General features: G+C 53.0%; 17 protein-coding genes, 1 tRNA gene and 3 rRNA genes. 6 read left to right on the top strand and 15 right to left on the bottom strand.

Annotation, left to right across the window (positions count from 1 at the left end; all coding sequences use genetic code 11):
* Positions 1–10 precede the first annotated feature (10 nt).
* The 7 genes from nusA to aroQ all read right to left on the bottom strand — a co-directional run bounded on the left by nusA (position 11) and on the right by aroQ (position 6,182).
* A complete protein-coding gene (gene nusA / locus E7746_RS12155; RefSeq protein ID WP_123394712.1) occupies positions 11–1,267 on the bottom strand; it encodes a transcription termination factor NusA in 1,257 nt (418 codons plus the stop codon).
* A 10-nt stretch (positions 1,268–1,277) separates the two neighbouring features.
* Positions 1,278–1,745: a ribosome assembly cofactor RimP gene (gene rimP / locus E7746_RS12150; protein WP_123394711.1), complete on the bottom strand. Its 468-nt coding sequence runs from the start codon at positions 1,743–1,745 to the stop codon at positions 1,278–1,280.
* 194 nt (positions 1,746–1,939) lie between these two features.
* On the bottom strand, positions 1,940–3,169 hold the full coding sequence (locus tag E7746_RS12145) for an FtsX-like permease family protein (protein ID WP_136410977.1): 1,230 nt from the start codon (positions 3,167–3,169) through the stop codon (positions 1,940–1,942).
* Positions 3,170–3,547, bottom strand: a complete 378-nt coding sequence (gene rbfA / locus E7746_RS12140; RefSeq protein ID WP_136410976.1) for a 30S ribosome-binding factor RbfA — start codon at positions 3,545–3,547, stop codon at positions 3,170–3,172.
* A gap of 61 nt (positions 3,548–3,608) precedes the next feature.
* Positions 3,609–4,244: an O-methyltransferase gene (locus tag E7746_RS12135; protein WP_136411353.1), complete on the bottom strand. Its 636-nt coding sequence runs from the start codon at positions 4,242–4,244 to the stop codon at positions 3,609–3,611.
* Positions 4,241–5,701, bottom strand: a complete 1,461-nt coding sequence (gene pyk, locus E7746_RS12130) for a pyruvate kinase (RefSeq protein WP_136410975.1) — start codon at positions 5,699–5,701, stop codon at positions 4,241–4,243. Before pyk ends, E7746_RS12135 begins: the two co-directional genes overlap by 4 nt.
* Positions 5,702–5,753: 52 nt before the next feature.
* Positions 5,754–6,182: a type II 3-dehydroquinate dehydratase gene (gene aroQ, locus E7746_RS12125; RefSeq protein WP_136410974.1), complete on the bottom strand. Its 429-nt coding sequence runs from the start codon at positions 6,180–6,182 to the stop codon at positions 5,754–5,756.
* A 226-nt stretch (positions 6,183–6,408) separates the two neighbouring features.
* Between aroQ and E7746_RS12120 the strand changes: the two genes are divergently transcribed.
* From E7746_RS12120 to E7746_RS12095, 6 genes are all read left to right on the top strand, one after another.
* A complete protein-coding gene (locus tag E7746_RS12120; protein ID WP_238337185.1) occupies positions 6,409–7,494 on the top strand; it encodes an endonuclease/exonuclease/phosphatase family protein in 1,086 nt (361 codons plus the stop codon).
* Positions 7,495–7,990: 496 nt separating this feature from the next.
* Positions 7,991–9,528, top strand: a 16S ribosomal RNA gene (locus E7746_RS12115).
* Between the two features lie 134 nt (positions 9,529–9,662).
* Positions 9,663–9,736, top strand: a tRNA-Ile gene (locus tag E7746_RS12110).
* A gap of 143 nt (positions 9,737–9,879) precedes the next feature.
* Positions 9,880–12,774, top strand: a 23S ribosomal RNA gene (locus tag E7746_RS12105).
* 175 nt (positions 12,775–12,949) lie between these two features.
* Positions 12,950–13,058 (top strand): 5S ribosomal RNA (gene rrf / locus E7746_RS12100).
* The 16S, 23S and 5S rRNA genes sit together here with 1 tRNA gene alongside, the layout of an rRNA operon.
* Positions 13,059–13,185: 127 nt before the next feature.
* On the top strand, positions 13,186–14,556 hold the full coding sequence (locus E7746_RS12095; protein WP_136410973.1) for a methyltransferase RsmF C-terminal domain-like protein: 1,371 nt from the start codon (positions 13,186–13,188) through the stop codon (positions 14,554–14,556).
* On the opposite strand, the gene E7746_RS12090 is transcribed toward E7746_RS12095, so the two are convergent.
* From E7746_RS12090 to ilvN, 8 genes are all read right to left on the bottom strand, one after another.
* Positions 14,528–15,772 (bottom strand): glutamate-5-semialdehyde dehydrogenase, encoded by a 1,245-nt coding sequence (locus tag E7746_RS12090; protein WP_136410972.1) that lies wholly within the window; start codon positions 15,770–15,772, stop codon positions 14,528–14,530. The two genes, E7746_RS12095 and E7746_RS12090, sit on opposite strands and share 29 nt — an antisense overlap.
* A gap of 5 nt (positions 15,773–15,777) precedes the next feature.
* Complete coding sequence (locus tag E7746_RS12085; RefSeq protein WP_136410971.1) at positions 15,778–16,326, bottom strand: hypothetical protein; 549 nt, start codon at positions 16,324–16,326, stop codon at positions 15,778–15,780.
* A gap of 32 nt (positions 16,327–16,358) precedes the next feature.
* Positions 16,359–17,447: a glutamate 5-kinase gene (proB, locus tag E7746_RS12080; RefSeq protein ID WP_136410970.1), complete on the bottom strand. Its 1,089-nt coding sequence runs from the start codon at positions 17,445–17,447 to the stop codon at positions 16,359–16,361.
* A 16-nt stretch (positions 17,448–17,463) separates the two neighbouring features.
* The gene (locus tag E7746_RS12075; RefSeq protein WP_136410969.1) at positions 17,464–19,122 is read right to left on the bottom strand and encodes an AMP-binding protein; all 1,659 of its coding nucleotides are present in this window, start codon (positions 19,120–19,122) and stop codon (positions 17,464–17,466) included.
* 37 nt (positions 19,123–19,159) lie between these two features.
* Entirely contained in the window at positions 19,160–19,714 is a 555-nt protein-coding gene (locus E7746_RS12070) for a helix-turn-helix domain-containing protein (RefSeq protein WP_123397243.1), read from the bottom strand.
* A gap of 237 nt (positions 19,715–19,951) precedes the next feature.
* Positions 19,952–20,995, bottom strand: a complete 1,044-nt coding sequence (gene ilvC / locus E7746_RS12065) for a ketol-acid reductoisomerase (RefSeq protein ID WP_123397244.1) — start codon at positions 20,993–20,995, stop codon at positions 19,952–19,954.
* A 20-nt stretch (positions 20,996–21,015) separates the two neighbouring features.
* The gene (locus E7746_RS12060; protein ID WP_136410968.1) at positions 21,016–21,780 is read right to left on the bottom strand and encodes an acyl-[acyl-carrier-protein] thioesterase; all 765 of its coding nucleotides are present in this window, start codon (positions 21,778–21,780) and stop codon (positions 21,016–21,018) included.
* Positions 21,768–22,319: an acetolactate synthase small subunit gene (gene ilvN / locus E7746_RS12055; RefSeq protein WP_136410967.1), complete on the bottom strand. Its 552-nt coding sequence runs from the start codon at positions 22,317–22,319 to the stop codon at positions 21,768–21,770. Before ilvN ends, E7746_RS12060 begins: the two co-directional genes overlap by 13 nt.
* Between the last annotated feature and the right edge of the window lie 5 nt (positions 22,320–22,324).

The raw sequence follows: 22,324 nt of genomic DNA, 5'->3' as shown, positions 1-22,324 counted from the left end.
TTGTCGAAATTTAGTCTTCAAATTCAGCCTTGAGGATGGAAATCACCTGATCAACGGTGTCCTCTTCAAGGTCGGCCTTCTCGATGAGAAGGTCACGCGGCATTGCAAGCACGTTTTTGGCGGTGATGCATCCGATGTTCTTGAGTGCGTCGATGACCCATCCGTCGATTTCGTCCTTGAACTCGTCGAGATAGATGTCGTCGTTGAACTCCTCGCCGGTGTCGCGATATACATCGATTACGTAGCCGGTGAGTTTTGAAGCGAGCTTGATGTTAAGGGCGCCCTTACCGATTGCAAGAGGCACTTCCTCGGGACGGAGGAACACTTCGGCGCGTTTCTCCTCAGTGTTGAGCCTGATCGACGATATCTTGGCGGGGCTGAGAGCTCGCTGGATGAATAGTTCGGGATTGGATGTATAGTTGATTACATCGATGTTTTCGTTGCGCAATTCACGCACGATGCCGTGGATGCGTGAGCCCTTGACGCCTACGCATGCTCCTACGGGGTCGATGCGGTCGTCGTAGCTCTCTACGGCTATCTTGGCGCGTTCGCCGGGGATGCGTGCCACGGCGCGTATGTTGATGAGGCCGTCGTGTATTTCGGGAACCTCAAGCTCAAAGAGGCGGCGCAGGAATTCGTCGGATGTGCGCGATACGGTGATGCGGATGTTGTTGTTCTTGTTGTCGACGCGAAGGATGACGGCGCGCACTGTTTCGCCTTTGCGGAAGAAGTCGCCGGGAATGGCTTCGCTCTTGGGAAGAAGAAGCTCGTTTTCCTCTGAGTCGATGAGGAGGGTTTCTTTGCTCCAGGTCTGATAAACTTCGCCTGACACGAGGTCGCCTTCGCGTCCCTTGAACTGCGAGTAGATGGCCTCTTTCTGCAAGTCGAGAATCTTGGACTGAAGAGTCTGGCGAAGGTTCAGGATTGCGCGGCGGCCGAACTTCTCGAATATGATCTCGCGGGTGTGCTCTTCGCCAATCTCCACTTCGGGGTTCTGGTCGGCGCGTGCATCGCTGAGCGAGATTTGGGTATAGGGATTCGTCACCTCTCCGTCGGGAACGACTTCGAGGTTCTGGAATATCTGTACATCGCCCTTGTCGGGGTTCATGATTACATCGAGGTTTTCATCGGTGCCAAACATCTTGGCCAACACATTGCGAAATGACTCCTCAAGCACGGAGATCATCGTTGTCTTGTCGATATGCTTAAGCTCCTTAAATTCGGCAAATCGTTCCACCATGTTGGTGGTTTCCTCTTTCTTAGCCATAGGGGTAATCTTATTTGAATTGTATTAAATATTTCACGTATTTGTTATCGGTAAATTTCATTTTCAAGGGCTCGTTCACGATGACGGGGCGTTTTTGTCCGGGCTCCTTGACCTTGCGGGGTACCTCGATGGTGAAGTCGTCGTCGCCCACCTCGGTGAGCACGCCTTTGAGCTTGCGGCCGTCGCCGGTGAGCACTTCCACCTCGTTGCCGATGTTTTTTACATATTGGCGGCGTATCTTGAACGGTGAGGTCAGTCCTGCCGAACCCACCTCAAGCTCGTAGTCCTCGACATCGCGGTCAAATGTTTCCTCGATGCGGCGGGTAAGATCGGCGCAGGTGTCGATGTCGACTGCCGTGTCGCTGTCAAGCTCCACGATTATTGAGTTGTCGGGCTTCACCTGTACCTCTACGAGAAATACATCGGTATCGGCTATCGCCTCTTGGATGGTGTCGATAAGTAATTGCTTGTCTATCATCGTGAGATTGTTGAGTGAGAATTACATAAACAATCAGAGGGGACTGTCGCCCCCTCTGGTTGTCGAATCTATTTGCAAAGATACGATTTATTTATACGATATGCAACTATACGGTTTTTGAGGAGTGTCGCATTGTCGAGTTATGTCGAAATTTTAATAAATATTAACTATTGTCGAGGGCCTTGGCTGTCGCATTACGCTCTCTTGCGGTTGAGTTGGCGGCGTGTGAATATCGAGGTGACGGTCGATGTGAGCCATCCGATGAGGGCCACGAGGGCGAGCACTGCAAGCAGGTCGATCCACTCGACGCGCACGGGATAGGTGTCGATCGACATTGCGTCATGATTGCCTCCGAGCTTGATGAATCCTCCCCACTGTTGTGCAAGACTGAGGATGACTCCGGCGATGATGCCTATGACTCCTCCAAGGAGCGATATGAGCCATCCTTCGAGCAGGAATATTCGGGCTATGGTGTTGCGTGACGCTCCGAGGGAATAGAGGGTGCGTATGTTGTCGTCCTTCTCGATGACGAGCATCGACAGTGTTGATATGACATTGAACGATGCTATGATGAGAATGAATGCGAGCAGCAGGAATGTTATCCACTTTTCGATGGCTATCATCCTGAACGACTCCTCTTGCTGAGCCATGCGGTTTTTCACCTTGAAGTCGGGGCCTAATGCTTCGCGTAGCCGCGATGCGGTCGACTCGATGTTGTCGTCGGATTTGATTTCAAGAGCTGTGGCTTCGGTGGTGTAGTCGAGAAGCTTTCGCGTGACATCGATTGGCACGAGTATGAGGTCGGTGTCATATTCGGGTTGCTCGACCTGAAACACTCCGCCCACAAGCAGCGAGTCGGCGCGGAACGAGCTTGCCGGATTGGCGGGATTTATCCTTCCAGTGCGCTTGGGTGCGTAGAGCATCAGCTGCTGTTCAAATCCGGGATGTGCCTCCAGGCTTATGGCGGCACCTACGCTCAGTGTGGCGAAATCGCCGAGGTCGTCCTCGGTAAGCAGGAAGTCGCCGTCGTCCTTCACTATGTCACGTATGCCGGTCAGTATGTCGTAGTCTGATGTGACGCCTTTAAGAGTCACGGGCATCTGGTGAGGCCCGTAGATGGCAAGCGCCCGCTCCTCGATTGTGGGAGCTGCCGTCATGACGCCCTCGACATTGGCTACGACGGAACACAGCGAGTCGGCGTTGGCAATCGCCTTTCCCCGCACGGGCTCTATGCGCAGGTCGGGCGACAGCTGTGATATCTTATCTGATGCGAGGTCGGTGAATCCGTTGAACACCGACAACACGCACACAATGGCCATAGATGCCAGAGCCACCCCGGTCACCGAAATGAGGGAGATGACATTGACTGCACTATGGGTTTTCTTGGAGAAAAGGTATCGTAAGGCGACTCGGAGTGTAAACATTTACTGCTCGGGCTGTTGTGTGGGCTTCTGGTCTTCCTTGTGGTCCTTTGCCAGGAGGTTGTCGATGTTTTCAAGATAGTCGAGCGAGTCGTCGAGGTGGAATGCAAGTTCGGGTGTCTTGCGCAACTGGTAGCGCACCTTCTGTGCCAGCTCGTAGCGTATTGTCTTCGCGCTGCGGTTGATGCTTTCGAGCATTTCGGCGGCTTTGTCCGACGGGAACACCGACAGGTAAGCTCGAGCTATGCTTAAGTCGGGCGACACGCGCACTGCGCTCACCGACACGATGACGCCGTGGGTTTTGGCTGTCTGCTGACGGAATATTTCACTCATCTCCTTCTGAAGGAGTCGTGCTATTTTTGCTTGACGGGTTGATTCCATGATTATATACTGTTTTTGGTTGAACTTCTTATAATGAATAACGCTCGTGGTTGCTGCAATGTTAACTGTCGGCAGGCTTCTTGTAGATTATCGTCAAGCCGTCGCGCAACGGCAGCATCACCTTCTCGACGCGGTTGTCGGCGGCTACAAAGTCATTGAACGAGAGGATGCCTACGGTCTGTGCGTCATGTGCGCTTTCGTCGGCCACCTTGCCATACCATAACGTGTTGTCGGCGATTATGAATCCGCCGTCGTTGACATGTGGCAGCACGAGGTTGTAGTAGTCGAGATAGTTGCGCTTGTTGGCGTCGATGAACACAAGATCCCACTTGCCTCCGAGCGACGGCACTATCTTTTCGGCATCGCCTATGTGCAGGTGTATCTGACCGGCTTGAGGCGATTCGTCAAATCGTTGGCGTATGAAATCCTCGAGCTCGTCGTTTATCTCCACCGTGTGCAGTTCGGCGCCTTCCGGCATCCCTTCGGCGAAGCATAGCGCCGAGTAGCCGGTGAATGTGCCCAGCTCAAGCAAGCGCTTCGGCTTTATCATGCGTGTGAGCATCTTTAGGAGTCTTCCCTGAAGATGCCCCGAACACATGTTGGCGTAGAGGCACATCACGTGTGTGTCGCGGTTGAGCTTCTGCAGGTGCGCTGGTTCCTGGTCGATGTGCGACAATATGTATTCGTCGACTGTCAATTGCATGTGTTGGCTTCTTCAAGATTGGGTAGTTCAAATGACGAGTAGTTCTCGATTATTTTCCCTACGCGGTTGATTTCAAGGAACGATGTGCCGTGACCTTCGCCGAATGATCCTCCGAGATAGGCTATGCCGTCCTCGCGGGTGAGCAAGCCGGCTTCAATCAGGTGCTCAAGCCCGGTTATTAGGTATCGGCGCGATGATTCGGCGCGATGCTGGTACATGGCTATTACTCCATAGGATAGGGCGAGTAATCTTACCACATGCTCGTGATGGCATATTGCGAGGGTGGGGTAGCTGCCGCGGTAGGATGATATGTAGCGTGCCGTGCGCCCGGTGTAGCTGTCGGTTATTATGGCTTTGGTGCCGAGTGTTTCCGATGAGGCTACCGCCTGTCGCGAAAGAAACGATGTGACATCGGCTTCGACTGTCGGGGTGATGCGTGTGTTGGCAAGCGATTTTTCCACTTCGTAGGCTACTCTCGACATTGTGGCTATCGCCTCTACGGGATATTTGCCATAGGCCGTTTCGCCGCTGAGCATGAGGGCGTCGGTGTGCTGGTTTACTGCATTGGCAATGTCGCTCACTTCGGCGCGTGTCGGGCGCGGACTGTTTATCATCGAGTGAAGCATTTGCGTGGCCACTATCACCGGCTTGTGTTTGAGGATGCACTTGTTGATGAGCGAGCTCTGTATGCCCGGAATGCGTTCGGCCGGGACTTCGATTCCGAGGTCGCCGCGGGCTATCATGATGCCATAGGAGGCGTCGAGTATCTCGTCGAAGTTGTCGATGCCCTCCTGGTTCTCTATTTTGGCGATTATCTTGATGCTGCTGTTGCGTGAGTCAAGTATCTCCTGAATGTCGCGTATGTCCTGTGCGCTGCGCACAAATGAGTGTGCGATGAAGTCGAGTCCGAGGTCTATGGCATATCCTATGTTGGTGCGGTCGCGCTCGGTGAGCGACGGCAGGTTTATGCTTGCTCCCGGTATGTTGACGCTCTTGCGCGAACCGAGTTCGCCTCCGTTCTGCGCTGTTGCGTATATTTGGTATCCGTCGATGCTGTCGATGAGGAAGTCCAGCTCGCCGTCGTCGATTAGCAGGTGCATTCCGGAGCGGATATCGTTGGCGATGTTGGAGTAGGAGAGGTATATGGTGTCATTGTCGGTGGTGCCGTTGGGGTCGCCGATGAATGTCACTTTGTTGCCGGCCGAGAACGACAGCGTAAGGTCGTCCTTGTTGGTCGTAGTGCGTATCTCAGGCCCTTTCGTGTCCATGAGTATGGCTATCGAAGGCGACACTGCGCGAACATTGTCGACTATGCGGCGGAAGCCTTCAAGCTGGAGGTGTGCCGAATTCATTCTCACGACATTGAGGCCGTTGTCGTAGAGCGACTGAATGAACGGTATGTCGCATCGACGGTCCGATATGGTGGCTACTATTTTTGTAAATTTGTTCATTGTAGAGTGAATTATAGGATTTTGAAAAAATATGCGTGACACAGCTTCGGCATTATTGCCGGCTGTTTAAGAGGTGTTCCAACGCAAGTCGGTAGCTGTCGAGCCCGAAGCCTGCTATGACTCCTCGGCACACTCCCGATATCATCGAGTGGTGACGCACTTCCTCTCGCGCGTGTACATTACTTATATGTACCTCTATCACCGGCGCATTAATGGCTGATATGGCATCGGCTATGGCGAGCGAGGTGTGGGTGTAGGCTCCGGCATTGAGCACCACGCCGTCGGTTGCTCCGAACCCCACTTCGTGGAGCTTGTCTATGATGTCGCCCTCGTGGTTGCTCTGGAAGTAGGCTATGTCGACTTGCGGGTATAACTTGCGCAACTCCTCCAGGTAGGAGTCAAATCCTCTTGAGCCGTAGATTCCCGGTTCTCTGACTCCGAGCAGGTTCAGGTTTGGGCCGTTGATGATGGTTATGTTCATGTCAAATCTGTTTGTTCATTGAACGTTTATTCATGCAAAGTTACTAATTATCGGTGAATTTTCATCAAAATCACCGTTAGCTATACATTAATATATTATTATGTAACGATATTATCTGCATGGAGGTTGCTTTTTGCATGGTAAAGTTGGCGCGATTGCGTGAAATGTTATATATTTGTAATATGTTTTCATGTCTGATTTTAATTGAAAATACATAATCATTATCATGCGTCGACTAATATTCATATCCTTTTTGGCACTGATTGTGGCATTAAATGCCGTGGCCGGTAAGCGTGACGCTTCGTCTGATTCCGATAAGCAATATCTTATCGTGGGTGTCGCCTTCTATAACTTGGAGAATCTATTTGACACGATAAATGCCAACGGCAAGTATGACCTTGAGTTTTCGCCTCAAGGTGCCCGTAAGTGGGATAGCGACAAATATTGGAAAAAAGTCAACAACCTTGCGCGAGCCATATCGGCCATGGCTACACCCGAAACTCCGCTCGGGCCTGCCATAATAGGCATCAGTGAGGTCGAGAACCGCAGCGTGGTTGAGGACCTTGTCAAGGCTGTCGACAATCGTCTTGCCGAGGAGGGCCGCGACCCGTGGGGATTGCAGATTGTACATCATGAGTCGCCCGACCTTCGCGGTATCGATGTGGCGTTGCTTTACAATCCGCTCTATTTTGCCGTGGAGAATGTTACGGCTCACACTCTCGTGATTCCCGATAACCCCGATTTTCGTACTCGCGACCAGCTGTGCGTTACCGGTTCGTTGCTTGACAAGCCCATGAGCTTTATTGTCAACCACTGGCCTTCGCGCCTTGGCGGACAGGATGAGTCGAGCTACCTGCGTGAGGCTGCCGGCGAGCTGTCGAAGCATATCGCCGATTCGCTTTGGACCGTAAACCCCGATCAGGGTGTAATCGTGATGGGCGACTTGAACGATGATCCGTTCGACAAGTCGTGTGCCAAGTCGCTCGGTGCGGTGCGTGACATGAAGAAGGCCAAGCCCCACGGATTCTATAATCCCTTCTGGAGAGTCATCGACCATGGTGTCGGCACATTGTCCTATCGCGGCAAGTGGAACCTGTTTGATCAGATTATCCTCTCGGGAAATCTTGTCGACGGCGAGGATGTGGGGCTGCAGTATTGGAAATGCACTGTGTTTAACAAGCGATTCCTGCGCACGCCTTCGGGTCAATATAAGGACACTCCGTTGCGTACTTATTCACGCGGAGAGTTCCTGAATGGCTATTCCGACCATTTCCCTACCGAGATTTTTCTGCTCCGCGAGGTGACCGAATGAAAATATAATTAGTCTGTCGATTTTTTTGCGACACAAATATTTAGAAAAGATGACCCTGCTTTCAATGTGTGGTCATCTTTTTTTTGTGTTTTGCGGGTGTTGATTCACAGGTGGTTGTGAATTTGTTTGGGATTTCGGCTAAAAAAGTGGCGAAAAAATTTGGTGGTTACGGGTAAAGGGTGTAACTTTGCACTCGCTTTTGAGAAAGCGGTCATCCGGCGGAGGCCGGGACGCTCCGGAAGGGCGGCAACAAAATTTTGAATAAAAAGTTTGCGGGAATGAAAAAAACGTTGTAACTTTGCAACGCTTTTCCCGGAAAGCCCGAGAGAGCGAGGACATTGAAATTATTACAATAGACAAGAAGTAGTACAAGAGAAGGGTCATGTTAAACATGATTGCCACTCTGTCAATTCTGCGATAGCACAACACTCCGGCCAGGGGGTCGAGATGGAAAGCGTTTCCGTCAAGACACAGAAAAAATAAAAAAAAGATACAAACAACGAAGAGTTTGATCCTGGCTCAGGATGAACGCTAGCGACAGGCCTAACACATGCAAGTCGAGGGGCATCGGGGCGAGGAGCAATCCTTGCCGCCGGCGACCGGCGCACGGGTGAGTAACGCGTATGCGACCTGCCCGTTGCAGGGGGATAATCGGGAGAAATCCCGTCTAATACCGCGTAATGCCGCGGGGCTGCATGGCCCTGCGGCCAAAGGAAGCGATTCCGGCAACGGATGGGCATGCGTGACATTAGCTAGTTGGCGGGGCAACGGCCCACCAAGGCGACGATGTCTAGGGGTTCTGAGAGGAAGGTCCCCCACACTGGTACTGAGACACGGACCAGACTCCTACGGGAGGCAGCAGTGAGGAATATTGGTCAATGGGCGCGAGCCTGAACCAGCCAAGTCGCGTGAGGGATGACGGCCCTACGGGTTGTAAACCTCTTTTGTCGGGGAGCAAATTCCGCCACGCGTGGCGGGGTCGAGAGTACCCGAAGAAAAAGCATCGGCTAACTCCGTGCCAGCAGCCGCGGTAATACGGAGGATGCGAGCGTTATCCGGATTTATTGGGTTTAAAGGGTGCGTAGGCGGACTGTCAAGTCAGCGGTAAAATACGGGGGCTCAACCTCCGCCCGCCGTTGAAACTGACGGTCTTGAGTGGGCGAGAAGTATGCGGAATGCGTGGTGTAGCGGTGAAATGCATAGATATCACGCAGAACTCCGATTGCGAAGGCAGCATACCGGCGCCCAACTGACGCTGAAGCACGAAAGCGTGGGTATCGAACAGGATTAGATACCCTGGTAGTCCACGCAGTAAACGATGAATACTAGCTGTCCGGGGCGAATGAGCCCTGGGTGGCACAGCGAAAGCGTTAAGTATTCCACCTGGGGAGTACGCCGGCAACGGTGAAACTCAAAGGAATTGACGGGGGCCCGCACAAGCGGAGGAACATGTGGTTTAATTCGATGATACGCGAGGAACCTTACCCGGGCTCAAACGACACAGGAACGGTCCTGAAAGGGGTCGGCTCTACGGAGCCTGTGTCGAGGTGCTGCATGGTTGTCGTCAGCTCGTGCCGTGAGGTGTCGGCTTAAGTGCCATAACGAGCGCAACCCCCATCGACAGTTGCTAACAGGTTAGGCTGAGGACTCTGTCGAGACTGCCGGCGCAAGCTGCGAGGAAGGCGGGGATGACGTCAAATCAGCACGGCCCTTACGTCCGGGGCGACACACGTGTTACAATGGCAGGTACAGCGGGAAGCCACCTGGCGACAGGGAGCGGAACCCGAAAGCCTGTCTCAGTTCGGATTGGAGTCTGCAACCCGACTCCATGAAGCTGGATTCGCTAGTAATCGCGCATCAGCCACGGCGCGGTGAATACGTTCCCGGGCCTTGTACACACCGCCCGTCAAGCCATGGAAGCCGGGGGTGCCTGAAGTGCGCTGCCGCAAGGAGCGCCCTAGGGTAAAACCGGTGACTGGGGCTAAGTCGTAACAAGGTAGCCGTACCGGAAGGTGCGGCTGGAACACCTCCTTTCTGGAGCGGAGCGCGAGCTCGGTTCCCCTGGAGAAAACGGAGGCTAACGCACGACCGAGTGGACAATCCCTTCGGTACTGCTTCGTCTATTGTTTTATATAACGCATTATCCTCCTTGACGGAGGTTGAAGTGCAGTCCCTTAGCTCAGTTGGTTAGAGCGCTACACTGATAATGTAGAGGTCGGCAGTTCAACTCTGCCAGGGACTACGATAAAGGAAGAGGACATTGACATGCTGGAAGCGATTCTGAGTAATCAGAATCAAGATACGAGTGAAACAAATGACGAAATCAAAGCATTAGGTATGCATATACGATGCGACAGATTGAGTAGGCGAAAAAAATAAACTCTAAGGAAAGGAGACAAGGGCACATGAAGGATGCCTTGGCTCTCGGAGGCGAAGAAGGACGTGATAAGCTGCGATAAGCCGCGGGGAGGGGCAAATACCCATTGATCCGCGGATTTCCGAATGGGGCAACCCGCCGGAAGCGATTCCGGCACCCGGCTTCTGGCCGGGGGCGAACCCGGGGAACTGAAACATCTCAATACCCGGAGGAAGAGAAAATAACAATGATTCCGCAAGTAGTGGCGAGCGAACGCGGAGGAGCCCAAACCCGGGCCGTAGAGGCGGCACCGGGGGTTGTAGGACCGCCCGTCAAGGACGCGCGAACGCTAGGGGGACCGGCTGGAAAGCCGGGCCGGAGAGGGTGACAGCCCCGTACCCGAAAGCGTGAACGCGACAAGGGCGGCACCTGAGTAGCGCGGGACACGAGAAATCCTGCGTGAATCCGCGAGGACCATCTCGCAAGGCTAAACACTACCGAGAGACCGATAGCGAACCAGTACCGTGAGGGAAAGGTGAAAAGAACCTCGAACAGAGGAGTGAAACAGACCCTGAAATCATGTGCCTACAAGCGGTCGGAGCCACGTAATGTGGTGACGGCGTGCCTTTTGCATAATGAACCTACGAGTCACCATCGCCGGCGAGGCTAAGTGCGAGGACGCACGGAGCCGAAGCGAAAGCGAGTCTTAACAGGGCGCTGAGTCGGCGGAGGTGGACGCGAAACCAAGTGATCTACCCTCGGGCAGGTTGAAGGATGGGTAACACCATCTGGAGGACCGAACCGGTAAGCGTTGAAAAGCTTTCGGATGACCTGAGGGTAGGAGTGAAAGGCCAATCAAACTTGGAGATAGCTCGTACTCCCCGAAATGCATTTAGGTGCAGCCTCGGGACATGTACCGCGGAGGTAGAGCGACTGATAGGATGCGAGGGCTTCACCGCCTATCAAGTCCTGACAAACTCCGAATGCCGCGGCACGAATCCCGGGAGTGAGGGCGCGGGTGCTAAGGTCCGCGTCCGAGAGAGGAACAACTCAGACCACCGGCCAAGGCCCCCAAATGCGGGCTAAGTTGAAGACCATAACGAGGTGGGATTGCCTTGACAGCTAGGATGTTGGCTTGGAAGCAGCCATTCATTTAAAGAGTGCGTAACAGCTCACTAGTCGAGTGATCCCGCGTGGATAATAATCGGGCATAAGCCCGCTGCCGAAGCCGTGGAATGTCGCTTAGAGCGGCATTGGTAGGGGAGCATTCCGTAGGCCCTTGAAGGTGCGTCGCAAGGCGTGCTGGAGGCATCGGAAAAGCAAATGTAGGTATAAGTAACGACAAGGGAGGCGAGAAACCTCCCCGCCGAAAGACCAAGGGTTCCTGAACAACGCTAATCGGTTCAGGCACAGTCGGGACCTAAGGGGCAGCCGAACGGCGGACCCGATGGACAGCCGGTCAACATTCCGGCACCCCGGCGCGGAGCGATGCGGCGACGGAGAAGTGACACACCCGCGCACTGACGGAATAGTGCGTTGAACCGCGTAGCTATAGGCGGCGTAGTAAAGTACGCGCCGCCTGGTGAAACGGGATAGTACCGCGAGCCCCCGGGCAAGCGGATAGCGGTGGTAACCATGCTCCCGAGAAAACCCGCTAAGCAATCCGTGACGGGCCCGTACCGCAAACCGACACAGGTGGTCGGGTAGAACATACTTAGGCGCTCGAGTGAATCATGGTTAAGGAACTAGGCAAATTGACCCCGTAACTTCGGGATAAGGGGTCCCCTCCCCCGGGAGGGGCGCAGAGAATAGGTCCAGGCAACTGTTTAACAAAAACACAGGGCCATGCAAAGTTTAAAGACGAAGAATATGGCCTGACACCTGCCCGGTGCCGGAAGGTTAAGAGGAGACGTCATCGCAAGAGAAGCGTTGAATTGAAGCCCCGGTAAACGGCGGCCGTAACTATAACGGTCCTAAGGTAGCGAAATTCCTTGTCGGGTAAGTTCCGACCTGCACGAATGGTGTAATGATCCGGACACTGTCTCAACCATGAGCTCGGTGAAATTGTAGTATCGGTGAAGATGCCGATTACCCGCAGCGGGACGAAAAGACCCCGTGAACCTTTACTGCAGCTTAGCACTGTGACCGGGTGTGCGATGTGTAGGATAGTCAGGAGGCAGCGAAGCAGGGACGCCAGTCCCTGTGGAGCCGACGTTGAAATACTGACCTTCGCACATTTGGTCTCTAACTCGGCAATCGAGGACACTGCTTGGTGGGTAGTTTGACTGGGGTGGTCGCCTCCAAAAGAGTAACGGAGGCTTCTAAAGGTACCCTCAGGCCGATTGGTAACCGGCCGCAGAGTGTAATGGCACAAGGGTGCTTGACTGGGAGACTCACAAGTCGCACAGGTAGGAAACTAGAGCATAGTGATCCGGTGGTTCCGCATGGAAGGGCCATCGCTCAAAGGATAAAAGGTACTCCGGGGATAACAGGCTGATCCCTCCCAAGAGCTCATATCGACGGAGTGGTTTGGCACCTCGATGTCGGCTCGTCACATCCCGGGGCTGGAGAAGGTCCCAAGGGTTAGGCTGTTCGCCTATTAAAGTGGCACGCGAGCTGGGTTCAGAACGTCGTGAGACAGTTCGGTCTCTATCTGCTGTGGGCGCAGGAAATTTGCGGGGCTCCGACACTAGTACGAGAGGACCGTGTTGGACAGACCTCCGGTTTACCGGTTGTACCGCCAGGTGCACCGCCGGGTATCCGCGTCTGGTCAGGATAAGTGCTGAAAGCATCTAAGCACGAAGCCCTCCCCAAGATAAGATTTCCACACAGGGCCGTCAAAGACGATGACGTAGATAGGTTGCAGGTGCAGGGGCGGCAACGTCCAGAGCCGAGCAATACTAATCGCCCGAACCCTTTCCGGGACGCAAGTCCCCCGTGCTCAATGCAAAGGTTCCGCAGGCCACGCCGCCTCGGGACGGTCGCAGTGCACAGTCCGAGGCTTCGATTGAGTCGACCTCGTATCAGCTTCCAGGAAGTCCGCTTCCTCCACCACACCGGTCGCCTTAGAGATGGCGACGACAGGAAAAAGAGAAAAACTAAGGTGGTGACAGCGCGGGGGTTCCACCTCTTCCCATTCCGAACAGAGAAGTTAAACCCCGCCACGCCGATGGTACTGCGAAAGTGGGAGAGTAGGTAACCGCCCCCTTCACAATCAGGCCGACTGCACATCGCAGCCGGCCTGATTCTTTTTATACCCATGCCTGTTTTTGGTTTTATTATTTGAACGCTACAACGTGATATGCTATATTTGCATAATTAATACGCTATAAGATATGACGCTTCCTGAAGGTTTTGTATGTGAATTTGAAGGGTTGGCCGAGGGCTTGCTGATGGAGCCGTCGGTGAGTGTGCGCTGCAATACGGGCAAGGGTGTTTCGCCATTGTGTGATGCTTCACTTGTGCCGTGGTGCGGTTCGGGATTTTATCTGGACCAACGCCCCGCATTTACTTTTGATCCTGCGATGCATCAGGGATTGTACTACGTTCAGGATGCCTCGTCGATGATACATTCGCATATCGTAAACCGTATTGCCGCAAATCGCAGTCATCTGACGCTCCTTGATGCGTGTGCGGCTCCCGGTGGAAAGACCACGGCTGCCATTGATTCTTTGCCTCACGACGCGTTTGTCGTCGCTAATGAATATGTGCCCGCCCGAGCCGAGATATTGCGGGAGAACTTGATTAAATGGGGTTTTCCGCACACTCTTGTAAGTCGCGGCGACACGGCACGCTTTTCCAAATTGAAATCGGTGTTTGACATTGTCATGGCCGATGTTCCCTGTTCGGGTGAAGGTATGTTCCGCAAGGAGCCCGAAGCGGTGAAGCAATGGTCGCCTGCGCTTGTCGAAGAATGTGCCGTGCGTCAGCGTGAGATTGTCGACAATATATGGCCCTCATTGCGCGAAGGCGGTTATTTCATTTACTCCACATGCACTTTCAATGCTCGGGAAAATGAGGATGTGGTGCGTTATATTCTCGACAACTACGATTGTGAGGTTGTCGACATGGATTTTCCTGCCGAGTGGAATGTGATTGAACGTGACGGTTGTTATCATTTCATACCGGGACGCGTAAGAGGCGAGGGATTATGTGTTGCAGTGCTGCGCAAGGGCGGAAATCCCGGCGGTCGCAGTGAGAAGCCAGTGAAAGCTGAAAAGCGCTCCAAGGCCGCTGTCGATGTGAGCCGGTGCCGTGAATGGATTACCAATCCTGACGACTATAACCTTATTGTCGAGAACGACAGGGTGATTGCATTGCCTGCTGACCGTGTCGCACTTGTAAAGAAGCTTTCCGATACCCTTGATGTGCTCTATAAGGGAGTGGAGGTGGCCGTGATCAAGGGGCGTGACCTTGTCCCCTCCCACGCCTTGGCTATGTCACAGCTGCTGCGTAGTGATGCTTTCCCCACGGTGGAGATTGACTATCCTGCGGCAATGAGCTATCTAAGGCGCGAAACAATAACATTGGAGGATGCGCCGTCGGGCTACATCCTCCTTCTATACGATGGCGCTCCGCTTGGATTTGTGAAAAATTTGGGAAAGCGCGCCAATAATCTATATCCTCAAAACTGGCGTATATTGTCGGGACACATTCCCGAATCGGCCCCGACAGTCGTTACCAGCGGGTCTGGCCGTCGCCTGTGATTATGTATTTATAGGTCGTTATCTCGGGAATTCCCATAGGGCCGCGTGCATGCAGCTTCTGGGTCGAAATACCTATTTCGGCTCCGAATCCGAATTGCCCTCCGTCAGTGAATGAGGTGGAAACATTGGCATATACACACGCTGCGTCAACCTCCTTTAAGAATCGGTCGACTGCCGCTTTGTCTTCGGATACTATGCACTCGCTGTGGCGCGATGTGTGCTCGTTAATGAAATTTATTGCCTCGTCAATTCCCTCCACCGTGGCTATCGACATTTTATAGTCGAGCCATTCACGACCGAAATCGCTTTCGGTTGCATGACATAGGTGAGGATATTTGCCATAGAGAACGGCGTAGGCTTCATCGTCGGCATATATCGTAACGTTCTTTGTCGCGAGTTGGCTGCATATCTCCACAAGAGCATCGAGTCGCGAGCGGTCGATGACGAGGGTGTCAAGTGCGTTGCACACGCTGACGCGTCTTGTCTTTGCGTTGAACACGATGTCACGCCCTTTCTTTATGTCACCCGACTCGTGGAAATAGGTGTGACATACTCCTGCTCCCGTTTCGATGACAGGAACACGTGCCGTGTCACGCACATATTCGATAAGCTTCTTCGATCCGCGCGGAATTACAAGGTCTACATAACCTACGGCATTAAGCATCTCGGTAGTCGCTTCATGTGACGGAGGCATCAGTGTCACCGTAGCTTCGTCCCATCCCTGTTGAATGAGCGTGTCACGCACCAGTGTCACGATACATTCATTGGTATTGTAAGCCTCGCTTCCACCTTTCAGCAGACATGCGCTTCCTGCCTTCATGCATAGCGAGAAGATATCCAGCGTGACATTGGGTCGAGCCTCATACACCACGCCGATTACTCCAAAGGGCACACTCACCTTGTCAATTTTCATCCCGTTGGGACGCACCGTCGACGACAGCACTCGGCCGAGAGGCGACGGCAACGATGCTACCGTCCTCATGTCGGATGTTATGTCGCTTATTCGCTCCGGTGTAAGCTGAAGGCGGTCACGCATAGGATTGTCCTCGGCCATTCGCGATAAGTCACGACTGTTGGCCTCCAGTATTTCCGCTGCGTTACGGTCAACAGCATCGGCTACATGACGCAGCAGCGATGAAATCTGTTCATCGCTGCGCAAAGCGAGGCTGCGTGCCGCATGGCGTGCAGCCTCGAAAATCGGTTTTTGTGATGTCATTTCGGTCATCTTCCTTTTAGTAGTTCACGCAACTCACCGTCAACTTTCTTGGCTTTCTTTACCACCTCCTTGTTGTCGATGAAATATACGCAGGTTGTAAACTGTGTCGCGCCATCCTTATTGGAGTCCTTGACATATTCGAGCATAACGATGTTGCCGTTCTTTGATCGCCACATCAGGTTGGATTCCATCGACTGAATCTTTATGGGATCGCCGTAGAGGTCGGTGAGATGTGTGCGGGCAGTGTTGAATGTCGTCTTGTCGTCGTTGGCTGTCGACTTCAGGAAGCCCACCTGATATAGTTTGTCGTTGAAGAAGTCGAGCACTCCGCCGTTCCATTCTATGCCGGCCCATTGTGCGGGTGAATAGTAGAACTTCTTCTCGTTTTCGTTGTCGCTATTGGTGTGCTTGCGCGGAACATCGCCGATTGCCTCGACGCAACGGTCAAACTTCCATCCGAATTTTATGCCGTTGACTCCGGTGAGCTTCTCGGCTGCATAAGTTGAAAACAGTGCGATTGCAACAGTGATGAGTGTGATAGATAAGCGTTTCATACGGTTGTAATATTATTTTTAGTTTAAGTGGGTTAATCGTCGATATACAGATAATCGCTGTGAATGAGCGGACGGCCTCCGCGACCACCCATGAGCTTGCGCGCGTCGTCTGACTTGTAGCTTGTGCGGCCCCATGCTATGACCTTTCCGTCGGCATCGACCACACGCACAATGTCGTCCTTTTCAAAGTCACCGTCGATGGCTGTGACACCTACCGGAAGAAGACTCGCACGTGTAGGCGCAAGCATCGCCTCGGCGGCTCCCTCGTTGACAGTGATGCTCCCTTTGGCAAATCCCTCGCTGTGGGCGATCCATTTCTTGACGCTTGATGTTGGAGTGGCTGCGGCGTGAAACAGGGTGTGCGGCACCGTGTTCTTTTTGTCCATCAGGTCGAGCAGAATGTCGTCGCGCTTACCGTTGGCGATGATAACGGCGATGCCCTCCGATGCCACTTTGCACGCTATGCGATATTTTGTGGCCATGCCTCCACGACCGGCCGACGACTTGCTCTTGGCTATGCAGCCCGATGCATCGGCAGCGTCATGAATGTCGGATATGAGCCTTGTGCCGGGGCTGAACGGGTCACCGTCATATACTCCGTCGATATTGCTCAGTATTATCAGCGCCTGCATCCCCATCATCGAGGCTATGAGCCCCGAAAGCTCGTCATTGTCGGTAAACATCAGCTCGGTCACCGACACTGTGTCGTTCTCGTTTACGATAGGAATGACATTGTTGGCGAGCATCACATCCATGCAATGCTTCTGATTGAGATAGTGGCGTCGTGTGGAGAAATTCTCCTTTGTGGTGAGAATCTGTCCGCACGCAATGCCGTGGTCGCGAAACAGCTCATAGTAACGGTTGATGAGCTTTGCCTGGCCCACCGCCGAATAGAGCTGCCGTGCCGACACCGAGTCGAGCGATTGTGAAAGTCGCAGTTCGCTTCGTCCCGACGCTACCGCACCCGAGGATATCAATATGATCTCCATGCCTCGGCGATGCAGTTCGGCAACCTGATCGACAATTGACGACATGCGCGTGATGTCGAGCGTACCGTCCTTTCTCGTCAGTACGTTGGAGCCTATCTTAACGGCGATGCGTCGGAGCGATTTCTGTGTCATACAATATCAACAACACTTATTTACCCGCTTTGTTGTCGCGAATGGCTACTCGGCGTATTTTTCCACTTATTGTCTTGGGTAGTTCCTCCACAAATTCCACTATGCGCGGATACTTGTAAGGTGCCGTCACATGCTTTACATGATCCTGTATCTCTTTTACGAGCTTCTCTTTTTCGTATTCCAGATAATCCTTCGCAAGCACGATTGTTGCCTTGACAACCTGACCGCGTATTTCGTCGGGGACACCGGTGATTGCACATTCCACTACAGCGGGGTGAGTCATGAGCGCACTTTCCACCTCAAACGGGCCGATGCGGTAGCCCGATGACTTTATCACATCGTCGGTACGGCCTACAAACCAGAAGTAGCCGTCCTCGTCGCGCCATGCAACATCGCCGGTGTGGTAGATGTCGTCGTGATATGCCTCGTGGGTGAGTTCGGGGTCGTGGAGATACTCCTTAAACAGGCCGAGCTGCTTCTTGCCGTGAGTGCGCACCACGATTTCGCCCTGCTCTCCATCTTCGACCGGACGGCCGTCGGGAGCTATAAGGTCGATGTCATATTGCGGGCCCTTCTTGCCCATCGAGCCGGGTTTCGGCTCAATCCAGGGGTAGGTGGCTATGGTGAGTGTGGTTTCGGTCTGTCCGAATCCCTCCATCAGCTTGATGCCTGTAAGCTTCAGCCACTCCTCGTAGACGCTCGGGTTGAGTGCCTCGCCGGCGATTGTGCAGTATTTGAGCGTCGACAGGTCAAATTTTGAGAGATCCTCGCGTATGAGGAAGCGGAACACTGTGGGAGGCGCACAGAATGAGGTGATGCCGTAGTTGTGTATCATGTGGAGCACATCGACCGGCTCAAATTTCTCAAAGTCATATACGAATACGTTGGCTCCGGCCAGCCACTGTCCGTAGAGCTTTCCCCACACTGCCTTTCCCCAGCCGGTGTCGGCGAGTGTCAGGTGCAGGCTCTTTTCATTCAGGTTGTGCCAGAAGCTTCCGGTGATTATGTGACCGAGGGGATAGGTGAAGTCGTGAGCCACCATTTTAGGCTCGCCTGTTGTGCCCGATGTGAAGTAGAGAAGCGATATGTCGTCGTTGATGTTGACCTGTTCGGGACGGACAAACGGCTTTGCCTCGTCGATTGACTTGTTGAAATCGTACCATCCTTCGGGTACTATCGGTCCGGTGGAGATGAGTGCCTTTACCGTAGGGCAGTCGGGCATGGCCTTCTGGATGTGATCCACGACTATTTTGTCGCCCGTGGCCACGATAGCCTTGATGCCGGCCATTTTGCAGCGGTAGATGATGTCCTTCTCGGTGAGAAGGTGGGTTGCCGGAATCACTGTAGCTCCGAGCTTGTGAAGGGCTATTATCGAGAACCAGAACTGATAGTGTCGCTTGAGAATGAGCATAACCATATCGCCGCGCCCTATTCCGAGTGACTGGAAAAATGATGCCGTCTTATCGCTCTCGCGCTTTATGTCGGCAAATGTAAATTGAATCTTCTCTCCACGGTCGTTGGTCCATAGCAGGGCCGGTTTGTCGGGCTCTATAGCTGCCCATTCATCGACTACATCGTATCCGAAGTTGAAGTTCTCCGGCACGTTTACATGGAAATTCTCCATAAAGTCCTCGTAGGACTCAAAGCTGGTCTTGTCAAGAAATTTCTCAAGCATGATTGTATGTAATAGACTGTAGATATTTTTCCGTTGGTTATGATATTATGGCTATCAATCTCACACGTTTTCCTCCCATGGCTCGCAGTCCGTGGGGACGGCGTGCGTCAAACATGATGCTGTCGCCGGGATACAGTACATTGACCTTGCCGGCAATCGATATTTCAAGCTCGCCTTCAAGAATGTAGTTGAACTCCTGTCCCAGATGTGTATTGAGCGTTATCTGACTGTCGGATTCTGTTGGCTCCACTGTTACGATAAAGGGAGCCATTATCCTGTGCTGGAATCCGGCGGCGATGTCCTGGTAGCTGTAGGCTTTGGTGCGTTCCACCTTAACGCCTCGGCCGGCACGGGTTATATAGTAGGAGTGCATTTTGGGCTCTTCGCCAAAAAGCAGGGCGGTGAGTTCTACTCCGTAGGTAGTGGCGAGCTGATGAAGAAAGCTCACCGGTATGTCGGATGTGCCGCTCTCATAGAGGGCAAGTGTTTCGGGACCGATTCCACACTGAACAGCCATCTCTTCAACTGTAAGATCGATGGCGTCGCGCAGGCCGCGCAGTCGTTTTGCTACTTGTTTTATATGGTCCATAATGTAATGTCGCCTATTTTTTGTTACGCAAAGTTAAACAAACTTTTTATATTAAAGTTGACGGATTGTTATAAAAATAACAGTGTTGCACACAATTTGAAACTTTGTGCAACTATTTGTTGCATACATTGTTAGCTTTTGTGCAATATCGCTGTCATCCGTCTTAAAAACACATGACGAGTCCGGATTCCTGTTGCTCCGGGCTCGTCATGCCTGTATCATTTCATGTCGAAATGTTGATTAGTTGTTCTCGGGACGGAGCTTGCGCACTGTAACGGCAGTCTGCCACATTTCGCTTTCGCGGAGTGCCTTGAGTTCCTCCTCAAGTTTTTCGCGATAGTCGGGCTTGGAGTTGCTGTCGATTGAAATCTGAGCTTCGTTACCGCTCTTTACACTCTCGTAGAGCTTCTGTACAACGGGCTTGATGGCATCGTGGAACGGGCCCATCCAGTCGAGTGCGCCGCGCTGTGCGGTGGTCGAGCAGTTGGCATACATCCAGTCCATACCGTTCTTAGCAAAGAGAGGCATCAGCGACTGAGTGAGCTCCTCTACGGTTTCATTGAAAGCCTCCGAGGGAGTGTGGCCGTTTTCGCGAAGCACTTCATACTGTGCAAGGAGCAATCCCTGGATTGCGCCCATCAATGAGCCGCGCTCACCGGTAAGGTCTGATGTAGCCTCACGCTGGAATGTGGTTTCAAAAAGATAGCCTGAACCGATACCGATTCCGAGGGCGATTGTGCGAGCTTCGGCACGGCCGGTGGCATCCTGATAGATAGCGTAGGATGAGTTCAAGCCGCGGCCTTCAAGGAACATGGTGCGCAGTGATGTGCCCGATCCCTTGGGTGCAACGAGTATTACATCGATATCCTTGGGAGGAACTACGCCTGTGCGGTCGCTCCAGGTGATTGCAAAGCCGTGTGAGAAATAGAGTGCCTTGCCGGGAGTGAGATACTCCTTGATTTTGGGCCAAACCGACATTACGGCTGCATCGGAAAGGAGGCACATGATGATTGTGCCGCGCTTGCAGGCCTCTTCGATGCTGAACAGTGTTTCTCCGGGAACCCATCCGTCGGCTACAGCCTTCTGATAGGTCTTGCCTTCGCGCTGGCCCACGATTACGTTGAAGCCGTTGTCACGCAGGTTCATGCTCTGGCCGGGACCCTGTACGCCGTAACCTATAACGGCAATGGTTTCGTCCTTAAGTATCTCTCTTGCCTTTTCCAAAGGAAACTCTTCGCGGATGATTACATTCTCTTCTACTCCGCCAAAATTCATTTTTGCCATAATTATATGTATTATAGTGATTAATTGTCGTTATTGCTGTTGTTGCGTTTTGTATATATGATGCGTGCACGTGTGTGAACCGACTCCTTACCGGCTATTTCACACAGATAGGTGTCATTGCCTGCATCGTGGGTCTTTACCTTGACCTCGTCGCCGCAATAGGCTTCGTGCTGATAGGATATGTCAAACCTCTTGATGCGATATTCGTCATGGAAATCCATGTCCCATTGGTTGAGATACAGCTCCATGTAGCGCACGGCGTTCACGTGACGGTTGAAGTCGCAGTCGCAGTATCGGAACCGATAGTCGTTGCTGCGTGTGCCCTCGTCGCCTACGGCTGTCATGCGCGGCTGCTTCTCGATAGGGCAGCGTCGCTCCGACACTACATCGCTCAGCGATTCAAGAGCCTCAAGCGCTCCGCTCTCGCGACGGCGTATATTGATGGGCACCCACACCGAGCGGCAGTATCCCAGCACTTCGCCCGACTCGGCGGTCAGCTCGAAGTTACGTTCCGAGAAGTGACGGTTGAATCCTTCGATCCAGGTGCTGAGCGAGTAACTCTCGTTGATGCCCGGATATCGGTACATCTCAATCGACAGTCGCGACAGCACCCATGTGAGGCCGTCCTCCACAAGGCGCGCATAACCCACATCGAGCAGGTTGGCATGCATCGTGGCTATGTCGATGATGCGACGGGCAACGAGTGTCACAGGCATCTCCTGCTGCGGATTGCACTCGCCAGCCGGGAGGAAATAGGATTCGGTGTACTCTTTTACCCGTTGCATTGCTTCTCCTTGCGTTTGTCCTGGTCCTCAAGATACATCGTCAGGTACTCGTGGGGCGACTTGGTGATTGCCACGCGTCCCGAGCGCACAAACTGACGGATGTCATATTTCTTCAGCTCCTCAAACAGAGCTTCGGTTTCGTCGGAATGGCCGGTCTTTTCAAGCACGGTGTATTCACGCGTAATCTCAAGGATGCGCGCGTTGTGGGCGCGTATTATGAGTTCCACATTCTTGTCGTCGAGCAACTGAAGAGTAGGCACTTTGTAGAGTGCCACTTCCTGATACACTATCTCGTCATCGGTGTAAAGAAACGATTTCAGCACATCGATGCGCTTCTCTATCTGCTTAACCACACGCTCCATCATGTCACGGTTACTGTAGCAGGTTATTGTGAACTTGTGTATTCCCTTGATCGACGAGGGGCTCACCGACAGGCTCTCGATGTTGAGGCAGCGGCGGGTGAATATGATTGAAATCTGATTGAGCAGTCCCACCTGATTTTCCGAGAAGACTGTCACGGTGTATAATTTCTCTTCCATTTTCA

Source organism: Muribaculum gordoncarteri, assembly GCF_004803695.1.
GTDB classification, from domain to species: Bacteria; Bacteroidota; Bacteroidia; order Bacteroidales; family Muribaculaceae; genus Muribaculum; species Muribaculum gordoncarteri.
Note: the sequence above shows the minus strand (reverse complement) of the source record. Positions and strands in the feature narration are given on the sequence as shown.